The organism is Rhizobium sp. CRRU65, from assembly GCF_048551595.1.
GTDB classification, from domain to species: domain Bacteria; phylum Pseudomonadota; class Alphaproteobacteria; order Rhizobiales; family Rhizobiaceae; genus Rhizobium; species Rhizobium leguminosarum_J.
Genome location: NZ_JBLYZH010000006.1, coordinates 191,138 through 207,173, shown reverse-complemented (window position 1 = coordinate 207,173; position 16,036 = coordinate 191,138). Strand labels below are relative to the sequence as shown.

The 16,036-nt window shown below is 61.9% G+C and carries 15 protein-coding genes; 8 read left to right on the top strand and 7 right to left on the bottom strand.

The features are described from left to right. Window positions 1-96: 96 nt before the first annotated feature. The 4 genes from ACM5SV_RS14885 to ACM5SV_RS14870 form a co-directional block, all read right to left on the bottom strand. The gene (locus tag ACM5SV_RS14885) at window positions 97-1,305 is read right to left on the bottom strand and encodes an MFS transporter (protein WP_128438160.1); all 1,209 of its coding nucleotides are present in this window, start codon (window positions 1,303-1,305) and stop codon (window positions 97-99) included. Window positions 1,306-1,414: 109 nt separating this feature from the next. After that, window positions 1,415-2,038 (bottom strand): TetR/AcrR family transcriptional regulator, encoded by a 624-nt coding sequence (locus ACM5SV_RS14880; RefSeq protein ID WP_222014166.1) that lies wholly within the window; start codon window positions 2,036-2,038, stop codon window positions 1,415-1,417. 61 nt (window positions 2,039-2,099) lie between these two features. Further along, on the bottom strand, window positions 2,100-3,017 hold the full coding sequence (locus ACM5SV_RS14875; protein ID WP_419425331.1) for a bifunctional helix-turn-helix transcriptional regulator/GNAT family N-acetyltransferase: 918 nt from the start codon (window positions 3,015-3,017) through the stop codon (window positions 2,100-2,102). 232 nt (window positions 3,018-3,249) lie between these two features. Further along, the gene (locus ACM5SV_RS14870) at window positions 3,250-3,969 is read right to left on the bottom strand and encodes an aspartate/glutamate racemase family protein (RefSeq protein WP_222014164.1); all 720 of its coding nucleotides are present in this window, start codon (window positions 3,967-3,969) and stop codon (window positions 3,250-3,252) included. 158 nt (window positions 3,970-4,127) lie between these two features. On the opposite strand from ACM5SV_RS14870, the gene ACM5SV_RS14865 reads away from it, so the two are divergent. From ACM5SV_RS14865 to ACM5SV_RS14855, 3 genes are all read left to right on the top strand, one after another. Continuing rightward, window positions 4,128-4,592, top strand: coding sequence for an Lrp/AsnC family transcriptional regulator (locus ACM5SV_RS14865; RefSeq protein WP_003541227.1), 465 nt, complete (start codon window positions 4,128-4,130; stop codon window positions 4,590-4,592). Between the two features lie 109 nt (window positions 4,593-4,701). Further along, window positions 4,702-5,967: an NAD(P)/FAD-dependent oxidoreductase gene (locus tag ACM5SV_RS14860; protein WP_222014163.1), complete on the top strand. Its 1,266-nt coding sequence runs from the start codon at window positions 4,702-4,704 to the stop codon at window positions 5,965-5,967. 210 nt (window positions 5,968-6,177) lie between these two features. Next, complete coding sequence (locus tag ACM5SV_RS14855; RefSeq protein ID WP_222014162.1) at window positions 6,178-8,133, top strand: elongation factor G; 1,956 nt, start codon at window positions 6,178-6,180, stop codon at window positions 8,131-8,133. Window positions 8,134-8,192: 59 nt separating this feature from the next. Here ACM5SV_RS14855 and ACM5SV_RS14850 read toward each other — a convergent pair whose 3' ends face one another. Continuing rightward, window positions 8,193-9,239, bottom strand: coding sequence for an NAD(P)-dependent alcohol dehydrogenase (locus tag ACM5SV_RS14850; RefSeq protein ID WP_221971344.1), 1,047 nt, complete (start codon window positions 9,237-9,239; stop codon window positions 8,193-8,195). 204 nt (window positions 9,240-9,443) lie between these two features. On the opposite strand from ACM5SV_RS14850, the gene ACM5SV_RS14845 reads away from it, so the two are divergent. The 3 genes from ACM5SV_RS14845 (at window position 9,444) to ACM5SV_RS14835 (ending at window position 13,184) form a co-directional block, all read left to right on the top strand. Next, complete coding sequence (locus ACM5SV_RS14845) at window positions 9,444-10,352, top strand: AraC family transcriptional regulator (protein WP_003541220.1); 909 nt, start codon at window positions 9,444-9,446, stop codon at window positions 10,350-10,352. 91 nt (window positions 10,353-10,443) lie between these two features. After that, complete coding sequence (locus ACM5SV_RS14840) at window positions 10,444-11,502, top strand: glycosyltransferase family 2 protein (RefSeq protein ID WP_221971345.1); 1,059 nt, start codon at window positions 10,444-10,446, stop codon at window positions 11,500-11,502. Next, window positions 11,502-13,184, top strand: coding sequence for a hypothetical protein (locus ACM5SV_RS14835; RefSeq protein WP_221971346.1), 1,683 nt, complete (start codon window positions 11,502-11,504; stop codon window positions 13,182-13,184). The genes ACM5SV_RS14840 and ACM5SV_RS14835 overlap by 1 nt, the downstream gene beginning before the upstream one ends. An 11-nt stretch (window positions 13,185-13,195) precedes the next feature. Here ACM5SV_RS14835 and ACM5SV_RS14830 read toward each other — a convergent pair whose 3' ends face one another. Continuing rightward, window positions 13,196-13,561, bottom strand: coding sequence for a DUF4087 domain-containing protein (locus ACM5SV_RS14830; RefSeq protein ID WP_012758191.1), 366 nt, complete (start codon window positions 13,559-13,561; stop codon window positions 13,196-13,198). Between the two features lie 23 nt (window positions 13,562-13,584). Then, window positions 13,585-14,064: a hypothetical protein gene (locus ACM5SV_RS14825; RefSeq protein WP_221971347.1), complete on the bottom strand. Its 480-nt coding sequence runs from the start codon at window positions 14,062-14,064 to the stop codon at window positions 13,585-13,587. A gap of 141 nt (window positions 14,065-14,205) precedes the next feature. Between ACM5SV_RS14825 and ACM5SV_RS14820 the strand changes: the two genes are divergently transcribed. Continuing rightward, on the top strand, window positions 14,206-14,871 hold the full coding sequence (locus ACM5SV_RS14820; RefSeq protein ID WP_020050738.1) for a TetR/AcrR family transcriptional regulator: 666 nt from the start codon (window positions 14,206-14,208) through the stop codon (window positions 14,869-14,871). 49 nt (window positions 14,872-14,920) lie between these two features. Continuing rightward, window positions 14,921-15,940 (top strand): ketol-acid reductoisomerase, encoded by a 1,020-nt coding sequence (gene ilvC / locus ACM5SV_RS14815; RefSeq protein ID WP_012758188.1) that lies wholly within the window; start codon window positions 14,921-14,923, stop codon window positions 15,938-15,940. Window positions 15,941-16,036 lie beyond the last annotated feature (96 nt).

The following is a 16,036-nucleotide window of genomic DNA, read 5'->3' as shown; positions in this document are numbered from 1 at the left end:
TCTCAAACGGACGAATACGCTGCCTCCTGGAGGAGGGCATCCAAAAGTTGGCTCTGTCAAGGTCTTAGGTGTTCGATCCTGCATTCTGATGGCGCCTTACTTGCCGCGCCCTTCCGTCAGGAACAGCAGGAAGGCCAGCGCCGGGAAGCAGAAACCGATCCAGGCCGTCATCGTCCAGCCGCCGGTCGCGTAGGCCCAGCCGCCGAGTGCTGAGCCCAGCGCGCCGCCGGCAAAGAAGGTCGCCATGAACAGGCCGTTGAGCCGGCTGCGGTGTTCCGGGTTCAGCGCATAGATGGCGCGCTGGCCGCAGACGAGATTGGTCGTCACGCCGAAATCGAGAAGGATCGCCGCTGCCGTCAAGAGCAGCAAAGCGCCAAGCGAGCCGTCGCTAGCGAAATGGCCAATCAGGAAGGCAGCCATGCCGAGCAGCATGGCAAGCGTCGAGGCGATCTTCGTCATACCGCGATCGGCAAGCCGGCCGGCAATCGGCGAGGCGATGGCGCCGGCAGCACCTGCGAGGGCGAAGAGGGCGATGCCGTTCTGCGTCAGGCCGAAGGCGGGACTTGCGAGCAGCAGCGGCGTCGTCGTCCAGAACAGGCTGAAGGCGCCGAACATGCCGGCCTGATAGAGCGCCCGGCGCTGCAGCACCCGCGAGGTCAGTGCCAGGTGGCCCATGGAGGCGAGCAGTTCGCCGTAGCGTAGCCTGGTCGTCGGCCGGCGGACCGGCAGGTTAGCGCGGAGCACGACGGCGAGCACGAGCATGACGCCAGCAGTGACGTAGTAGACCACATGCCAGGAAGAGGCCTCGGCGACGAAGCTTGCGAAGGGGCGGGCGAGCATGATGCCGCAGAGCAGGCCGCTCATGACGTTGCCGACGACCTGGCCACGGGTGGCATCAGGCGCCATGTTGGCGGCAAAGGGAACCAGGACCTGAACTGCGACCGATGAAAGACCGATAGAGAGCGAGGCGACGAGGAAGGTTGTGGGCGTCGAAGACAGCGCCGCGCCGATGAGCGCGACGGCGGAGACGGCGATCAGCATCAACACCAGACGGCGGTTTTCGGTGAGGTCGCCGAGCGGCACGATCAGCAGCAGGCCGAGGCCGTAGCCGATCTGCGTCAGTGTGACGATCAGGCCGGTGGCGGCAGGCGTGAAGCCGAGATCGGCGCTGATCGGGCCGGCGAGCGGCTGGCCGTAATAGAGATTGGCGGCCACCAGCCCGCAGGCGGCGGCGAAAAGGAAGGTGAGCCAGGGAGATAGCGCCCTGGGAATGGCCTCGTCCGGCGTGGTGGCTGAAATGCTCATCAGAAGCTCCGGTATTCAAAGATTGAAAGAATTGAATGCAAAAAAGCTGGCTGCGGCCACCCGATCCTTGACCGATGCCGGTATTTCTCTCGTCCACGGTGCGGACTTTTCAGGTCACGAGCTTCATCGCGGCCTCGGCCGCGGACAGCATCTCTTCCCTGCTGCGTCCTGTTTTGCCGATGACGCGTAGGCCCTTGGTAAAGCAGAGGAAGGCGAGGGCGGCGGTATCCGGGTCTACCGTCTTCGGAATGGTGCCGTCTGCCTGGCCGATGCGGATAAGATCAGCCATCAGCTTTTCGTCCGCGGCAAAGGCAGTCACGACGTGGGCAGCGGCTTCCTCGTCGAGTAGGGCGAAGTCGTTGGCGCCGCCAACGACGAGACAGCCTTTGCGGCCGGCTTCGCCATAGGAGAGCTCGGTATAATACATCACCATCTCGAAGACCTTCTCGCGACCGGTCTTCGCAGACGCGATCATCGCTTCCAGCCGCCGTCGGCCGAGTTTTCTATAATGGGCGAAAGCAGCGAGGAAGATCCCGCGCTTGTCCTTGAATGCCTTGTAGATGCTCCCCGAAGCAAGGCCCATTGCTTCGGTCAATTCGCTGATGGCGGCGGCGTGGTAGCCGCGTTCGGAAAAGACGCGCAGCGCCGCATCGAGTGCTGCGTCCATATCGAACTCGCGCGGACGGCCGCGGCTGCGGGTCTTTGCTTCGGATGTAAGGGTGGCGTCGGTCATGGCGCCCTAATTAGGGAATGACCGTTTCCAAATCAAGTGAAATTTCTGCGACGCAACAAATTCAGAGATCGAGCACCCAGTTCTGGCCGTTCGCCTCGGGGCCGAACATGCGATGTCTCTCCTCGGAGACAAGGCGGAATCCTGTCTTGACGTAGATGGCGCGGGCGGTCTCCAGCATGTCGTTGGTCCAGAGCGAGAGTTCGCGATAACCCTTCTCTCTGGAGAAGCGGATGCATTCGTCGACCAGCAGTTTGCCGAACCCGAGGCCGCGGGCTGATTTGTCGACATAGAGCAGGCGGAGCTTGGCGATGCCGTCGCCGCCATTGGTGACGAGGACGGAGCCGACATTGACGCCGCCGCGTTCGGCGATCCAGCAATATTCCTTGGCCGGATCGAAATTGGCGAGGAATTTTCCGGCGACCTCGGCGACCAGCGCCTCGAAGCGCAGGTCCCAGCCATATTCCTCGGCATAGAAGCGGCCCTGGCTCTGAACGATCCAGCCGATATCGCCGGCGCGGTGGGCGCGGATGATGGCCGGTGCGGGCTTTGCCGCCGGGTCGAGCAGGGCGCGGATCGTGTGCATGGCGGAGACCGCTGCCTCCGGTTCGCCAGTCGCCAAGCGATCGAAACGGGCGGCGATCTGCGCATTGGAGCGTCGGCCGAGTTCCTCGAACGTCTCTCGTCCCCGATCGGTGACAATGATGACCTGGCTGCGAAGATCTGCCGGATCGGGGCTGGTTTCGATCAGCCCTTCCGCGCGGAAACGCTTGAGGATGCGGCTGAGATAGGCCGGGTCGAGCTGCAGGTCGCGGGCAAGCGCTACAGCGCTGATGCCCTCATGCGAGCCGACCTCGAAGAGGATGCGGGCATCGGTCAGCGTGAAGGGCGTGTCGAGATAGGCCTTGTTCAGCAGGCCGAGGAAGTTCGTATAGAAGCGGTTGAAATCGCGGGCGGTTTCGATGAGGGCGATATCGGGCATGGCAAAGATCTCCAGATGGAGATCTTTGCCAGTTTGTTGACAAACCTCGCTCTTTACTCGGCGTCATCCTCGGCCTTTGTGCCGAGGATCTGCTGCACCGGTTGCAGATGTTCGGGACAAGCCCGAGCATGACGAAAGAGGAGTTGGCCGACGTTGTCAGCAGTCCGGCAAAGCTCTCCAGATGGAAATCTTGTCCTGCATTTAGTGGACTGAGTCAACTAACGTGGCAATATCAGGCGGCTTCCTCTTCTGCTGCCTCGTCCATTCCCAGCGCGAAATCGACCGCCGCCCGCGCATGGATCGCTGTGGTGTCGAAGCCCGGCAGCGGCAGCTGGTTGGGGTCGAGGATCAGGCAGATCTCGGTGCAGCCGAGGATGATGCTATCGGCGCCGTTGTCGATGGCGCGTGATATTACCGCCATCAGCTTGTCGCGCGAGCTGTCCAGCACCTTGCCGGCGCAGAGTTCGTCGAAGATGATGTCGTGCACGGTGGTTCGGTCGCCGGCATCGGGAACCATGATGTCGAGGCCGAGGCTCTTCATGCGGTCGCTATAGAAGCCGTGCTCCATCGTGTAGCGGGTAGCAAGCAGCAGCGGGCGCTTCCGGCCGGCCGCATGCAGCGATTTCGCCGTCTCGTCGATGATGTGGATCAGCGGCACGGAGATCTTCTCCGCGACCTTGTCGGCGATCAGATGCATGGTGTTGGTGCAGATCAGGATGCAGCCGGCGCCGGCGATCTGCAGGCGCAGAGCCACGTCGGCGAGGCGACGGGCAGCCATATCCCAGTCGCCGGCCTTCTGAAGCGCGACGATCTCCTCGAAATTGACAGAATGCAGGATGAGTTCGGCCGAGGCGAGGCCACCCTTGCGGTCACGCACCATCTCGTTGACGACACGGTAATAGACCGCCGAACTTTCGAAACTCATGCCGCCGATAAGGCCGATCGTTTCCATTTCTTCATGCTCTCCATGCTTCTGAACTTTCGAAAATGATGTCGCAATCCCGACGCGACGTGTTTGCTTTGTTTGTCCCTCGCGTCCTATAAGTGATAGGATTTTGCGTCATTTTATGGAATCCTGCAAAAAAGACGCGAGAGGTATATGTTCGACACATGCTTGATGATCGCGACAGACGCATCCTAGACATGCTGCAGAAGGATGCGGGCATATCCGTGACCGATCTTGCCGAGCGCGTGGCACTTTCGATATCGGCCTGCTCGCGGCGTATCCAGCGGCTTGAGGAGAGCGGCCATATCGCCCGGCGCATCGTCGTGCTCGACCGGGAAAAGATGGGCGTGCCGACGACGGTCTTCGCGCTGGTCAAGACGGCGCACCATTCCGACGAATGGACGGAGACCTTCCGCCGGATCATCAGCGACATTCCGGAGATCGTCGAAGCGCACCGGCTGACCGGCAACCACGATTATATCCTGAAGATCGTGCTGCCGCGCGTCGAGCATTACGATGTGATCTACAAGCAGATCGTGCGCAAGATCGAACTCTTCGACGTCTCGGCCTCGATCTCGATGGAGCTTCTGAAAGGCGGCACGGCAATTCCCGTTGGGTATGCCGATTGAGCCAGCTCCACCGACCGGGATGCAGGGGAGCTATGCCGAAACGGCAGTTGCAACCATCGCGGCGAAGGCCACATTGGCTTTGAGCGAAATGGCGCAAAAGGGGTAGGTCATGAGCGATCATCATGTCGTCGTTGTCGGCGGCGGTTTCGGCGGGCTGCAGCTCGTCAACGGCTTGAGATGTGCCGGCGTCAAGATCACGCTGGTCGACCGGCGCAATCACCATCTCTTCCAGCCGCTGCTCTATCAGGTGGCGACCACCATTCTCTCCACCTCCGAGATCGCCTGGCCGATCCGGCGCCTCTATGCCGACCGGCCTGACGTAACGGTGCTGCTCGGCGAGGTCACGGGCGTCGATAGTGGCGCCAAGACGGTTTCCCTACGCAACGGCATGACTCTCAGTTATGACACGCTGGTGCTGGCGACCGGGGCGACGCATGCTTATTTCGGCCATGACGAATGGGAGCCGGTGGCGCCGGGCCTGAAGACGCTGGAGGACGCGACGACGATCCGCCGGCGCCTGCTGCTCGCCTTCGAGAAGGCGGAAATGGAGAGCGATCCTGCCGTGCGCGACGCGCTGCTGACCTTCACTATCGTCGGGGCCGGGCCGACCGGCGTCGAGTTGGCCGGCATCATTGCCGAGCTCGCGCATTTCACGCTGCCCAAGGAGTTCCGCAACATCGACACGCGCAAGACCCGCGTCGTGCTGGTCGAGGCCGGCCCGCGGGTGTTGCCGACCTTCGCCGAGGAGCTTTCGGCCTATGCGCAGAAGGCGCTGGAGAAGCTCGGGGTCGAGATCCATCTCGGCAAGCCGGTGACCGAATGCAACGCCGACGGCGTGAAGATCGGCGAGACCTTCGTTGCCAGCCGGACGATCGTCTGGGCAGCCGGCGTCACCGCCTCGCCGGCGGCAAGGTGGCTCGGCGTTGCGGCGGACCGAGCGGGCCGCGTCGTGGTCGAGAAGGATCTGAGCGCGCCGGGGCTGCCCGAGGTCTTCGTCGTCGGCGATACCGCATCGGTCATGCGCGAGACCGGCAAGCCGGTGCCAGGCATTGCGCCCGCCGCCAAGCAGCAGGGCGGATACGTCGCCAAGGTGATCCGCGGCCGCATATCCGGCAAACCGGCGCCGGCGCCCTTCCGCTACTGGCATCAGGGCAGCTTGGCGACGATCGGCAAGAGCGCTGCGATCATCGATTTCGGCCGGATCAAGCTGAAGGGCTGGCTCGCCTGGTGGATCTGGGGTCTTGCCCATATCTACTTCCTGATCGGCACCCGCTCGCGCTTCTCCGTCGCCTGGAGCTGGCTGTGGATCTATCTGAGCGGCCAGCACAGCGCCCGGCTGATCACCCAGCGCGAGACGATGCGGGAGGAGGGGTAGGCTCTTCTCGGTCCACCAGAGCCTAAGCCTCGAAGCAGCGATATAGGCAAACTTGACATATCTTCGGATCCGCCTTTAGGATTTGCCCGGCGGCTTCCGGATACCACCGGGGGTTACGCATCCAGCCGTAGCTACAGCGAGTAGAGGTTCCAATGCGCCGATTCACTTCTCACGAAAATCACATTCGAAATTCTGAGAAGTTGGTGGTTCATGCGCACTTTGAATCTGGGCATCCTCGCCCACGTGGATGCAGGCAAGACTAGCCTTACTGAAAGACTGCTTTTTGACGCCGGCGTCATCGACAAGCTTGGCAGCGTCGATACCGGCAATACACAGACGGACACTCTCGAGCTCGAACGGCAACGCGGCATCACGATCAGAGCCGCGGTGGTGTCGTTCACCATCGGCGACAGGATCGTCAATCTCATCGACACGCCCGGTCATCCGGATTTCATCGCCGAGGTCGAGCGGGTGCTCGGATTGCTGGATGCCGCGGTCGTCGTCGTTTCGGCGGTCGAAGGTGTGCAGGCCCAGACACGGGTGCTGGTGCGGGCGCTGCGGCGGCTTGGCGTTCCCTTCATCTTCTTCGTCAACAAGGTCGATCGTCTCGGTGCGCAACTTGAGGACGTGCTGAAGGCTATTGCCAGCCAATTGCTCGTTCGCCCCATCGCCATGTCTTCCGTCATCGATGCCGGCAGCAGGCTTGCCAGGGTGGAGGCTTTGGCTCCCGGATGCGAACCGCTTTTCACGCCGCTCTGCGAAGCTCTCGCGGAGAACGACGAGGCGCTGCTGGACGATTACGTCTTGGCGCCCGATCGCCTGACGGCGGATAGGCTTGGACGCTGCCTGAGCGATCAGGTCGCGAGCGGCCTGGTGCATCCAGTCTTTGCAGGTGCGGCAACGACCGGCGTCGGCGTGTCGGCCCTGACATCGGCCATTGCGACGATATTGCCCGGCCGGCGCCTCGATGCGGACGGGCCGATTGCCGGAACAATCTTCAAGATCGAACGCGGCTGGGGCGGTGAAAAGCTCGCCTATATGTATCTGACGTCAGGCACAGTCCGGCTGCGGCAACATCTGGATTTGCCCAAAGGCCCGGAAAGAGTGACGGCGATCGAGGTTTTCGGGGCCGGCCGGGTTCATGGCGCCGCAATCTTTTGCGCCGGGCAGATCGCGCGCGTAAGCGGCCTTGCCGGCGCTCGCATCGGGGATGTGGTGGGCACCGACCTGCTCGCGGGCGGGCAGGCGCAGTTTGCCCCGCCCAGCCTCGAAACCCGCGTCCTTGCCCGGCGGCCCTCCGACAAGGCGGCCCTCTGGCTGGCGCTGAACCAGATGGGCGAGCAGGATCCGTTGATCAATCTGCGCCGGAACGATGATGCCGACGAAATCTTCGTATCGCTCTATGGCGAGGTGCAGAAGGAAGTCGTTCAATCGACCCTGCTGACGGATTTCGGTCTCGAGGCTGGGTTCGAGGAAAGCACGGTCATTTTGGTGGAAAGGCTTATGGGAACCGGGGAAGGCCTGCAGATCCTCTTCAAGGAGCCCAATCCATTTCTCGCCACCGTCGGTCTACGCGTCGAACCGCGTCCAGAAGGGGCAGGCAACAGCTTTGCACTTGATGTGGAGGTGGGCCAGATGCCCGCCAGCTTTTACAGGGCAGTCGAAGAAACCGTGTTCGAAACGCTGAAACAGGGCGTTTTCGGCTGGCAGGTCATCGATTGCCACGTCGCGATGACGGCAGCCCGGCACAGCTCGCCTGCAAGCACCGCCGCCGATTTCCGGCAGCTGACGCCTTGGGTGCTGGCAGATTCACTGTCGGCCGCACAAACCGTCCTATGCGAACCGATCGACCGCTTTCATCTCGAAGCGCCCGCGGAGAGCTTGAGCGGCTTGCTGACCCTGCTTGCGAAATCTGCCGCGACGATGACGGGTTCCGTGATTGCCGACGGCATGGCCTGGGTGGAAGGCACCATGGCGTCCGCGATGATCCAGAGCGTCCAGCAGCAATTGCCGGGCCTGACGAGCGGGGCGGGGACCATGGAAACCTCTTTCGACCATCATGCCCCGATGGCCGGCCCGCCACGTTCGCGCCAGCGTTCAGGCCCCGATCCGTTCAAACCAGTCGAATATCTGCTGCGGCTGCAGTCCACGAGAGCCTCAGCATGAGGACGGATGGAGGATGCCGTTATCAAAAAGGCGGCTCTCGCGAGCCGCCTCTCATTTTCTCAAGCTGCCAGCGAGGCGATGTCGATGACGAAGCGGTAGCGGACGTCGCTTTTCAGGACGCGTTCATAGGCTTCGTTGACCTGCTGGATGTTGATCTTCTCGATCTCGGAGACGATGTTGTGCTCGCCGCAGAAGTCGAGCATTTCCTGGGTTTCCTTGATCGAGCCGATCATCGAGCCGGAAATGCTCTTACGGCCGGGGATGACCGAGAATGCATGCACGGGGATCGGGTTTTCCGGCGCGCCGACCACCACGAAGGAACCGTCCACCTTCAGGAGGCCGAGATAGGCGTTCCAGTCGATCTCGGCGCTGACGGTGCAGATGATCAGGTCGAAAGTGCCGGCGAGTTTCGTGAAGGTTTCCGGGTCGTTGGTGGCGTAATATTCCTTGGCGCCGAGCTTCAGCCCATCTTCCTTCTTGGAAAGGCTCTGGGAGAGAACGGTGATATCGGCGCCCATGGCGGCGCCGAGCTTGACGCCCATATGGCCGAGACCGCCCATGCCGACGATCGCGACCTTCTTGCCGGGGCCGGCATTCCAGTGGCGCAGCGGCGAGTAAAGTGTGATGCCGGCGCAGAGCAGCGGCGCGGAGGCGTCGAGCGGCAGATTGTCCGGAATGGACATGACATAGCCTTCCCTAACGACGATCGAGTCGGAATAGCCGCCCTGGGTCCGTGTCTTGCGGTCGGCTTCGAAGTCGTTGTAGGTGCCGGCGAGCCCCGGCATATACTGTTCGCGATCGATGTCGCGCTCGGCGCAGCCGATGCAGGAATCGACGAAGCAGCCGACGCCGACGCGATCCCCGACCTTGAATTTGGTCACATCGGAACCGACAGCCGAGACGATGCCGGCGATCTCATGGCCCGGCACGATCGGATAGACGGCGTTCTTCCATTCGTTGCGGACAGTGTGGATGTCCGAATGGCAGATGCCGGCAAACTTGATGTCGATAACGACGTCATCGGGGTTCGGGTTGCGGCGTTCGAAGGTGAAAGGGGTCAACGGCTTGGAAGCGTCGGTCGCGGCGTAGCCTCTTGCAATAGGCATGGGAACCATCCTTTTCGATTGTGGTGGGGGTTGAAAGAGATGGTGGACTATTGCCCGGAACTGCGTCAGAGGGTTAGAGCGATCCTCTCAGCTTTTTGCACGATCCTGCAAAAGTGAGGCGTCGGCCTGTTTGCGAAATGGCCAGGGCACTCTAGATAAGAGCGGTATCGCTGGCGTCAGACAGTTGACAGAAAGAGTTACCGCATGACCTTGCCCTTCAGCCCCTATCAGGAGATTGTCGATATCGCGATGCGCTTCGCGGCTGGTGACGGCGAGTTCGCGACTGATATCGGCAATCTTCACATCAGCCGTCGGTCCAAGCCCAGCGATCCGCTGCACAGCAGCTACCGGCCCTGTTTTGCCTTTGTGCTGCAGGGAGCCAAGAGCCTGCGCCTCGGCACGGAACTTATCAGCTACGGGACCGGGGACTACCTGCTGACCTCGCTCGACCTGCCTGTCGCCTGGCGCGTCACGGAGGCGAGCCCTGAGGTTCCGCATCTCTGCCTGGGACTGGCAATCGACTCGGAAAAGCTGCTGGAGTTGCTCAGCCGCATCGATATTCCGAGCCCGGCCGCCCATACTGACGGGCAGCGCGGGATGGCGGTGAACGTCGCTCCGCCGGAGCTCCTGGATGCTGCCGTCCGCCTGCTGCGCTTGCTCGATCGTCCAGGCGACATTCCTGCCATGGCGCCGCTGATCGAACAGGAAATCCTCTACCGGGTGCTGACCGGGCCGGATGGCGCGCGGCTGATCAACATCGCCACTGCAGACAGCCACAGCAACAGGGTCGCGCGCGCCGTCGCATGGCTGAAGGAGAATTTCGCGCGGCCATTGCGCATCGAAGACCTTGCCGACCGCGTCAGCATGAGCGTGTCGTCCTTCCATCATCACTTCAAGTCGGTCACGGCGATGACGCCGGTGCAGTATCAGAAGCAGCTTCGCCTGCACGAGGCGCGCCGTCTGATGCTCGTGGAGCGGCTCGATGCGGGCACGGCCGGTCACCGCGTCGGCTATCAAAGCCCGTCGCAGTTCAGCCGCGAATATAGCCGCCTTTACGGCGCCTCGCCGGCCCGCGATATCGACGGCGCCCGCGAGGTCATGGCGGCGGAATAGTCGGCCTTGCGACGGGCAGCCAATCGTTAAAGGATGTTTGACCTTTCGTCGCTAGTCTGGTGCCAAACATCAAGCAGGCACCGACGTCAGCATGACGCAAGTACCCATTCTTTCCATCGTCGCGCCTTGTCACAACGAGGAAGAAGGGCTGCGCGAGTTCTGTCGCCGCGCTGCCGCTGCTGCGAATAGCGTTGCCGGCGATGCCTTCGAGCTCATTCTCGTCGATGACGGCTCGTCCGACCGTACCTGGGAGATCATTTCGGATCTGGCGGCTGATGTGCCGCAGGTGCTCGGTGTTCGTCTTCTGCGTAATCACGGCCACCAGCTGGCATCGACGGCGGGTCTTGCCGCGTCGCGGGGCGAGCGCGTGCTTTTGATCGATGCCGATCTTCAGGATCCCCCAGAGCTGCTTTTGATGATGATGCCGATCATGGAGCGCGGCGCCGACGTCGTTTACGGTCAGCGCACGCGCCGCCAGGGCGAAACCTGGTTTAAACTCGCCTCCGCTTCGCTTTTCTATCGGGCTCTCTCCAAGCTAGCTTCTGTGACCATCCCGCGCGATACCGGTGATTTCCGGCTGATGCGGCGCCGCGTCGTCGATATCCTGCTGGCGATGCCGGAGCGCGATCGCTTCATCCGCGGCATGGTCAGCTGGATCGGCGGCAGGCAGGTAGGGCTCCCCTACGAGCGTGACGCCCGTTTTGCCGGCACGACGAAGTATCCGTTGCGCAAGATGATCAATTTCGCTCTCGATGCGATCACCAGCTTTTCAACGACACCGCTGCGCATCAGCACTTGGCTTGGCATGATGAGTGCGGGCGTCGCGATCGTGTTGCTCGTCTACACCTTCGTTCGCTGGCTGCAGGGCGAGACGGTCACCGGTTGGTCGTCGATCATGGCCGCCGTCAGCGCCTTCAGCGCCATCCAGCTGATCTGCATCGGCATCATCGGCGAGTATCTCGGTCGTCTGGTACAAGAGAGCAAGAAGCGGCCGATGTTCATGGTCGAGACGATCGCGCGCGGCAGTGAACAGGCAGAATTGTCGATCGCTTTCTCGGAGATGAGCGCCAGCGACAAGCGCACGGCGCTGGATGCGGCCTTTGCATCCGAAGAGCCGCCGCGCTCGCAAAAGAACGGCCGGATCGGATAATGGAGCGGATTGCCGCGCCTGCTGTGGCCGCAGCCGGGCCTGAGGTATCGATCGCCAGGCAGGATTCCACCGTTGCGATCGTCGCATTCGTCGGACTTGCCGCGGCTTTGGTCCTCCTGTTTCCCTTTCCGCCGGTTCTCGATTACGCCAATCACTACGCCCGTATATGGCTCCTTTCGGGCGGGATCGGCGAGCAGCCGTTTCCTGAGATCTATGCGGTCGACTGGAACCGCACCTTCACCAATGTCGGGATCGACGTTCTGGCCACCTGGCTGGGGCCGCTTGTCGGCGCCGACAGGCTTGCGCGGGCTTTGCTTTTCCTGGCGATCGTGCTGCCGCCACTCGGGGCAATCGGCCTGCACCGCGCGCTTTTCGGTGGTCGGCATCACTGGCAGACCGCCATGCTGTCGCTTAGCTGGTGCGCCACCATGATCGGCGGCTTCATCAACTTCCAAATCGGCCTCGGCATGGCCTTGTTCTTCGCCTGTGTCGATCTGCGGCTGCAGCGCAGAAATCCCGCCCTGGTTTTTGTCTGGCGGCTCGCCGCCGCGCTGCTGCTCACAGTGATGCACATCTTCGCGCTTGGCTTCTATATGGCGATCGTCTGCGGCCTCGAATTTTCCTGGCGCATCGATATCGTGCGATCGAAGGTGGGCCTGATGAGGCTCGCCGGCCGGTTGGTGCTGGCGTTTGGCGCCTGCGTCTTGCCGCCGCTCGCGCTTTACCTTCACACGGCAGCTTTGCCCAACGCCGGTGGCGACGGCCTTGGCCTTGTCTGGAACGACGGCGTCGTCCTGATCGTCATGAATCTGCTCTCCGCCATCACGACCTATGTCCCGGTAGTGGATGTCGTGCTGGTTCTGCCGCTGATCCTCATCTGCACACGCGCCATACGCGCGGGCGACATCCGCATCCATGCGGGGCTTGCCGTCGCCGCCTGCGGCCTGCTGCTTCTGTCCTGTGTTTCGCCCCGCCACATGCTCGGCACCGGATGGATCAGTTGGCGCTTTCCGATCATGACGGCGCTCGTCGCCATGGCGATGGTGAGCCCGTTAGACAATCTCACGCGCCGGCATGCGCTGCTGCTAGCGCTCGTCATCAATTTCGCGGTCTTCGGCCGCACCGGCTGGGTCGGCTGGAACTGGTGGCTGGCACAGAAGGATGTTGCTGCCGTCGAGGCTGTGCTTAAAAAGGCGCCGGCCGGTGCCGCCGTTCTGCCTCTGGGACATGAACCCGAGACAGTGAGCGGTCTTGCCCACTCCAACCGGCATTTTGCCTGGGGGCTGGATACTTTCCGGCACCTGCCGACGCTTGCCGTGCCCTTCTCGCATGCTTTCGTGCCGACGCTCTTCACGGCAAAAGGCAAGCAGCCGTTATCCGTTCTGACGCCCTGGTCTGAGATTGCGGTTCCCGAGGGCAATCTGCTTTCGATCGGCGTGCTTTCATGCCCGGCAATGATGCAGCAATATCGAGACTTCACACCCTATCTGTCAGATTGGCGCAGTCGTTTCGATTTCGTCCTCGTCGCCAATGCCGATATTCCCGACCGCTATGTTGGCACCTTTATGCCGGTCGGCCTGACGCTCGTCGAGGATGCCGGATTCGCCAAGCTTTACAGGATCAACAAGGCGGTGCCGGCAGAGCCTTTCGCCATCCCGGCAGGTTGCGCCACGGCGTTATAAGCCGCGGCTCATCAGCCGGGGAATTTCAGCGCCTTGTCGGCACGGCATTTGGCGAGCTTTAGCTGGCGGAAGGAGAGGATTTTCGTGATGCGCTGCTTGCCGTCCGTCTCCACACTCATGCAGGCGCAGGCGTAGCCGTAATTGCCGTTGGTTCTCACATACTCATGTTCGGATATGTCGGAGATCAGCTCCATGCCTTCCACCTCGCCGGCATCGTCGCCCTGGGTCATGATCGTCCAGGTGTTCTCCGCATCCTCCAGCCACCAGTTGGCGGGCGTCGGATTTTCAATCCAGCCGCAGCGCGTTTCGGCCGCCTGTGCGTTTGCGGCGATGGTGAGAGCTGCGGTGATGACTGCGGCTGTTATATGGTATTTCATCTGCTTTTCCTCATCGCCAGATTTCAGTTATTGATCGCGATGATCGCCCAATGGCTCGCCTCGCAGGCGTTGTCCTCACAGATCGCGCCCATCCAGACGGCGCCGCCGGCGAGCATGACGCCGTCGCTGTTGACAAAGAGATCTTCGTATTGCTGGCGCCCGACGGCGCTGCGCGTTTCCGGCGTCACGAGATCATCGAAATTGTCGATGAAATCCTCTGCACTCTCGACGTCGTAGCTCTCGCCATTGGCCTTGACCGTCAGCGGGTATTCGGCAAGGCCGGCGATGGTCTCGGCTTCGCCCGAGCGCATCGCCCCGACGAGCTGGCGCAGCGGCCGGTCGAAGCCAGCGGCATCGCCGTGCAGCTCTTCGATGCGATTATAGACGTCGCTGTCGGACTGCGCGAAAGCGCTTGAGCCGCAAAAGAGGATTGCTCCGAGCAGGAGAAGAGCTGCTGACAGGCGTGACATCGAAACCTCCGGGCAAATGGTAGAGCGCGACATTATGCGATCGCCGAGGATTCGCGCCTATCCAATTCTGGTGTTTCGTCGCGGTTTCACGTATTAAAAAAATCTATCCAGGCTTCTTGACGACCTGATCGGTTTATTGCATAAACCTCACGAACCGTACCGTACGGTACGTATATGGGAGCCATGATCGTGTCCGTCGATACCGCAGAGCCGAGCGAATTTTCGCCGCGCCAGAACGCCGTTCTGGAGCAGGCGCTGCAGTTGCTCGTCGATGGCGGCGAGAAGGCGCTGACGACCTCGGGTGTGGCGCGAGCCGCCAATTGCTCGAAGGAAAGCCTCTACAAGTGGTTCGGCGATCGCGACGGGCTGCTATCGGCGATGATCGCCTATCAGGCGAGCAAGGTGCGTACCTTCGAGCGCAACGGCGAGCGGCTGACGGCGGCGAGCCTGCATGACCATGTGGTCATTTTTGCGCGTGACCTGCTGGAAGTGCTTGCCGGCGACGTCTCGCTGGCGCTGAACCGGCTAGCGATCGGCCAATCCAACCGCGACGGCTCGAAGCTCGGCAAGCTGCTGCTTGAGCGCGGCCGCCGCCAGATCGACCGGCGCGCCATGGCGCTGATCGATGCCGGGAAGAGGGCAGGGCTCCTGCGTTTTGCCGATGCCGACGAGGCCTATCACACGCTTTACGGCCTAGTTGTCTCCGACCTGCATGTGCGCATGCTGCTCGGCGAACCAGGCCTCAAGGATACCGCGCGCCAGGCGGAGAGGGCGGTGACCGCCTTCCTCAGGCTCTATGGCACGGACAAGGTTTTGGCGGAGATGCCGGTTCTCGGCTGATTCCGCTTTAATGACAGTCAACAAGACAAGCAAAGGGAAGGAACTTCAAATGCGCGTCTATTACGATCGTGATGCCGATCTCAACCTCATCAAGGCCAAGAAAGTCGCCGTCATCGGCTACGGTTCGCAGGGCCGTGCCCATGCGCTGAACCTCAAGGACAGCGGCGCCCAGAACGTCGTCATCGCACTCAAGGCCGGTTCGCCGACCGTCAAGAAGGCCGAAGCCGATGGCTTCAAGGTCATGACGGTCGCCGAAGCTGCCGCCTGGGCGGACCTGATGATGATGGCGACCCCGGACGAACTGCAGGCCGACATCTACAAGGCCGACATCGCGCCTAATATCCGCGATGGCGCCGCGATCGCTTTCGCCCACGGCCTCAACATCCACTTCGGCCTCATCGAGGCGAAGGCTTCGGTCGACGTCGTGATGATCGCGCCGAAGGGCCCGGGCCATACGGTTCGCGGCGAATACCAGAAGGGCGGCGGCGTTCCCTGCCTCGTGGCCGTTCACCAGAATCCGTCGGGCAACGCCCTTGAACTGGCGCTCTCCTACGCGTGCGGCGTCGGCGGTGGCCGTTCCGGCATCATCGAGACCAACTTCCGCGAAGAATGCGAAACCGATCTCTTCGGCGAACAGGTCGTTCTCTGCGGCGGTCTCGTCGAGCTCATCCGCGCCGGTTTCGAAACGCTCACCGAAGCCGGTTACGCGCCTGAAATGGCCTATTTCGAATGCCTGCACGAAGTGAAGCTGATCGTCGACCTGATTTATGAAGGCGGCATCGCCAACATGAACTACTCGATCTCCAACACGGCCGAGTGGGGCGAATATGTCTCCGGTCCGCGCATCATCACTGCCGAGACCAAGGCCGAGATGAAGCGCGTCCTCAAGGACATCCAGACCGGCAAGTTCACGTCCGATTGGATGCAGGAATACCGCGCCGGCGGCTCGCGCTTCAAGGGCATCCGCCGCCTGAACGACAGCCACCCGATCGAAGAAGTCGGCGCCAAGCTGCGCGGCATGATGCCCTGGATCGGCAAGAACAAGCTGGTCGACAAGTCGGTCAACTAAGCGGTTCCGGTGAAATAAAACAGGGAGGCCGGAGTGAAAACTCCGGCCTCTTTTGCTATTGGTGCGTCTGTTGTCGAAGCTGCTATATCGGATTTG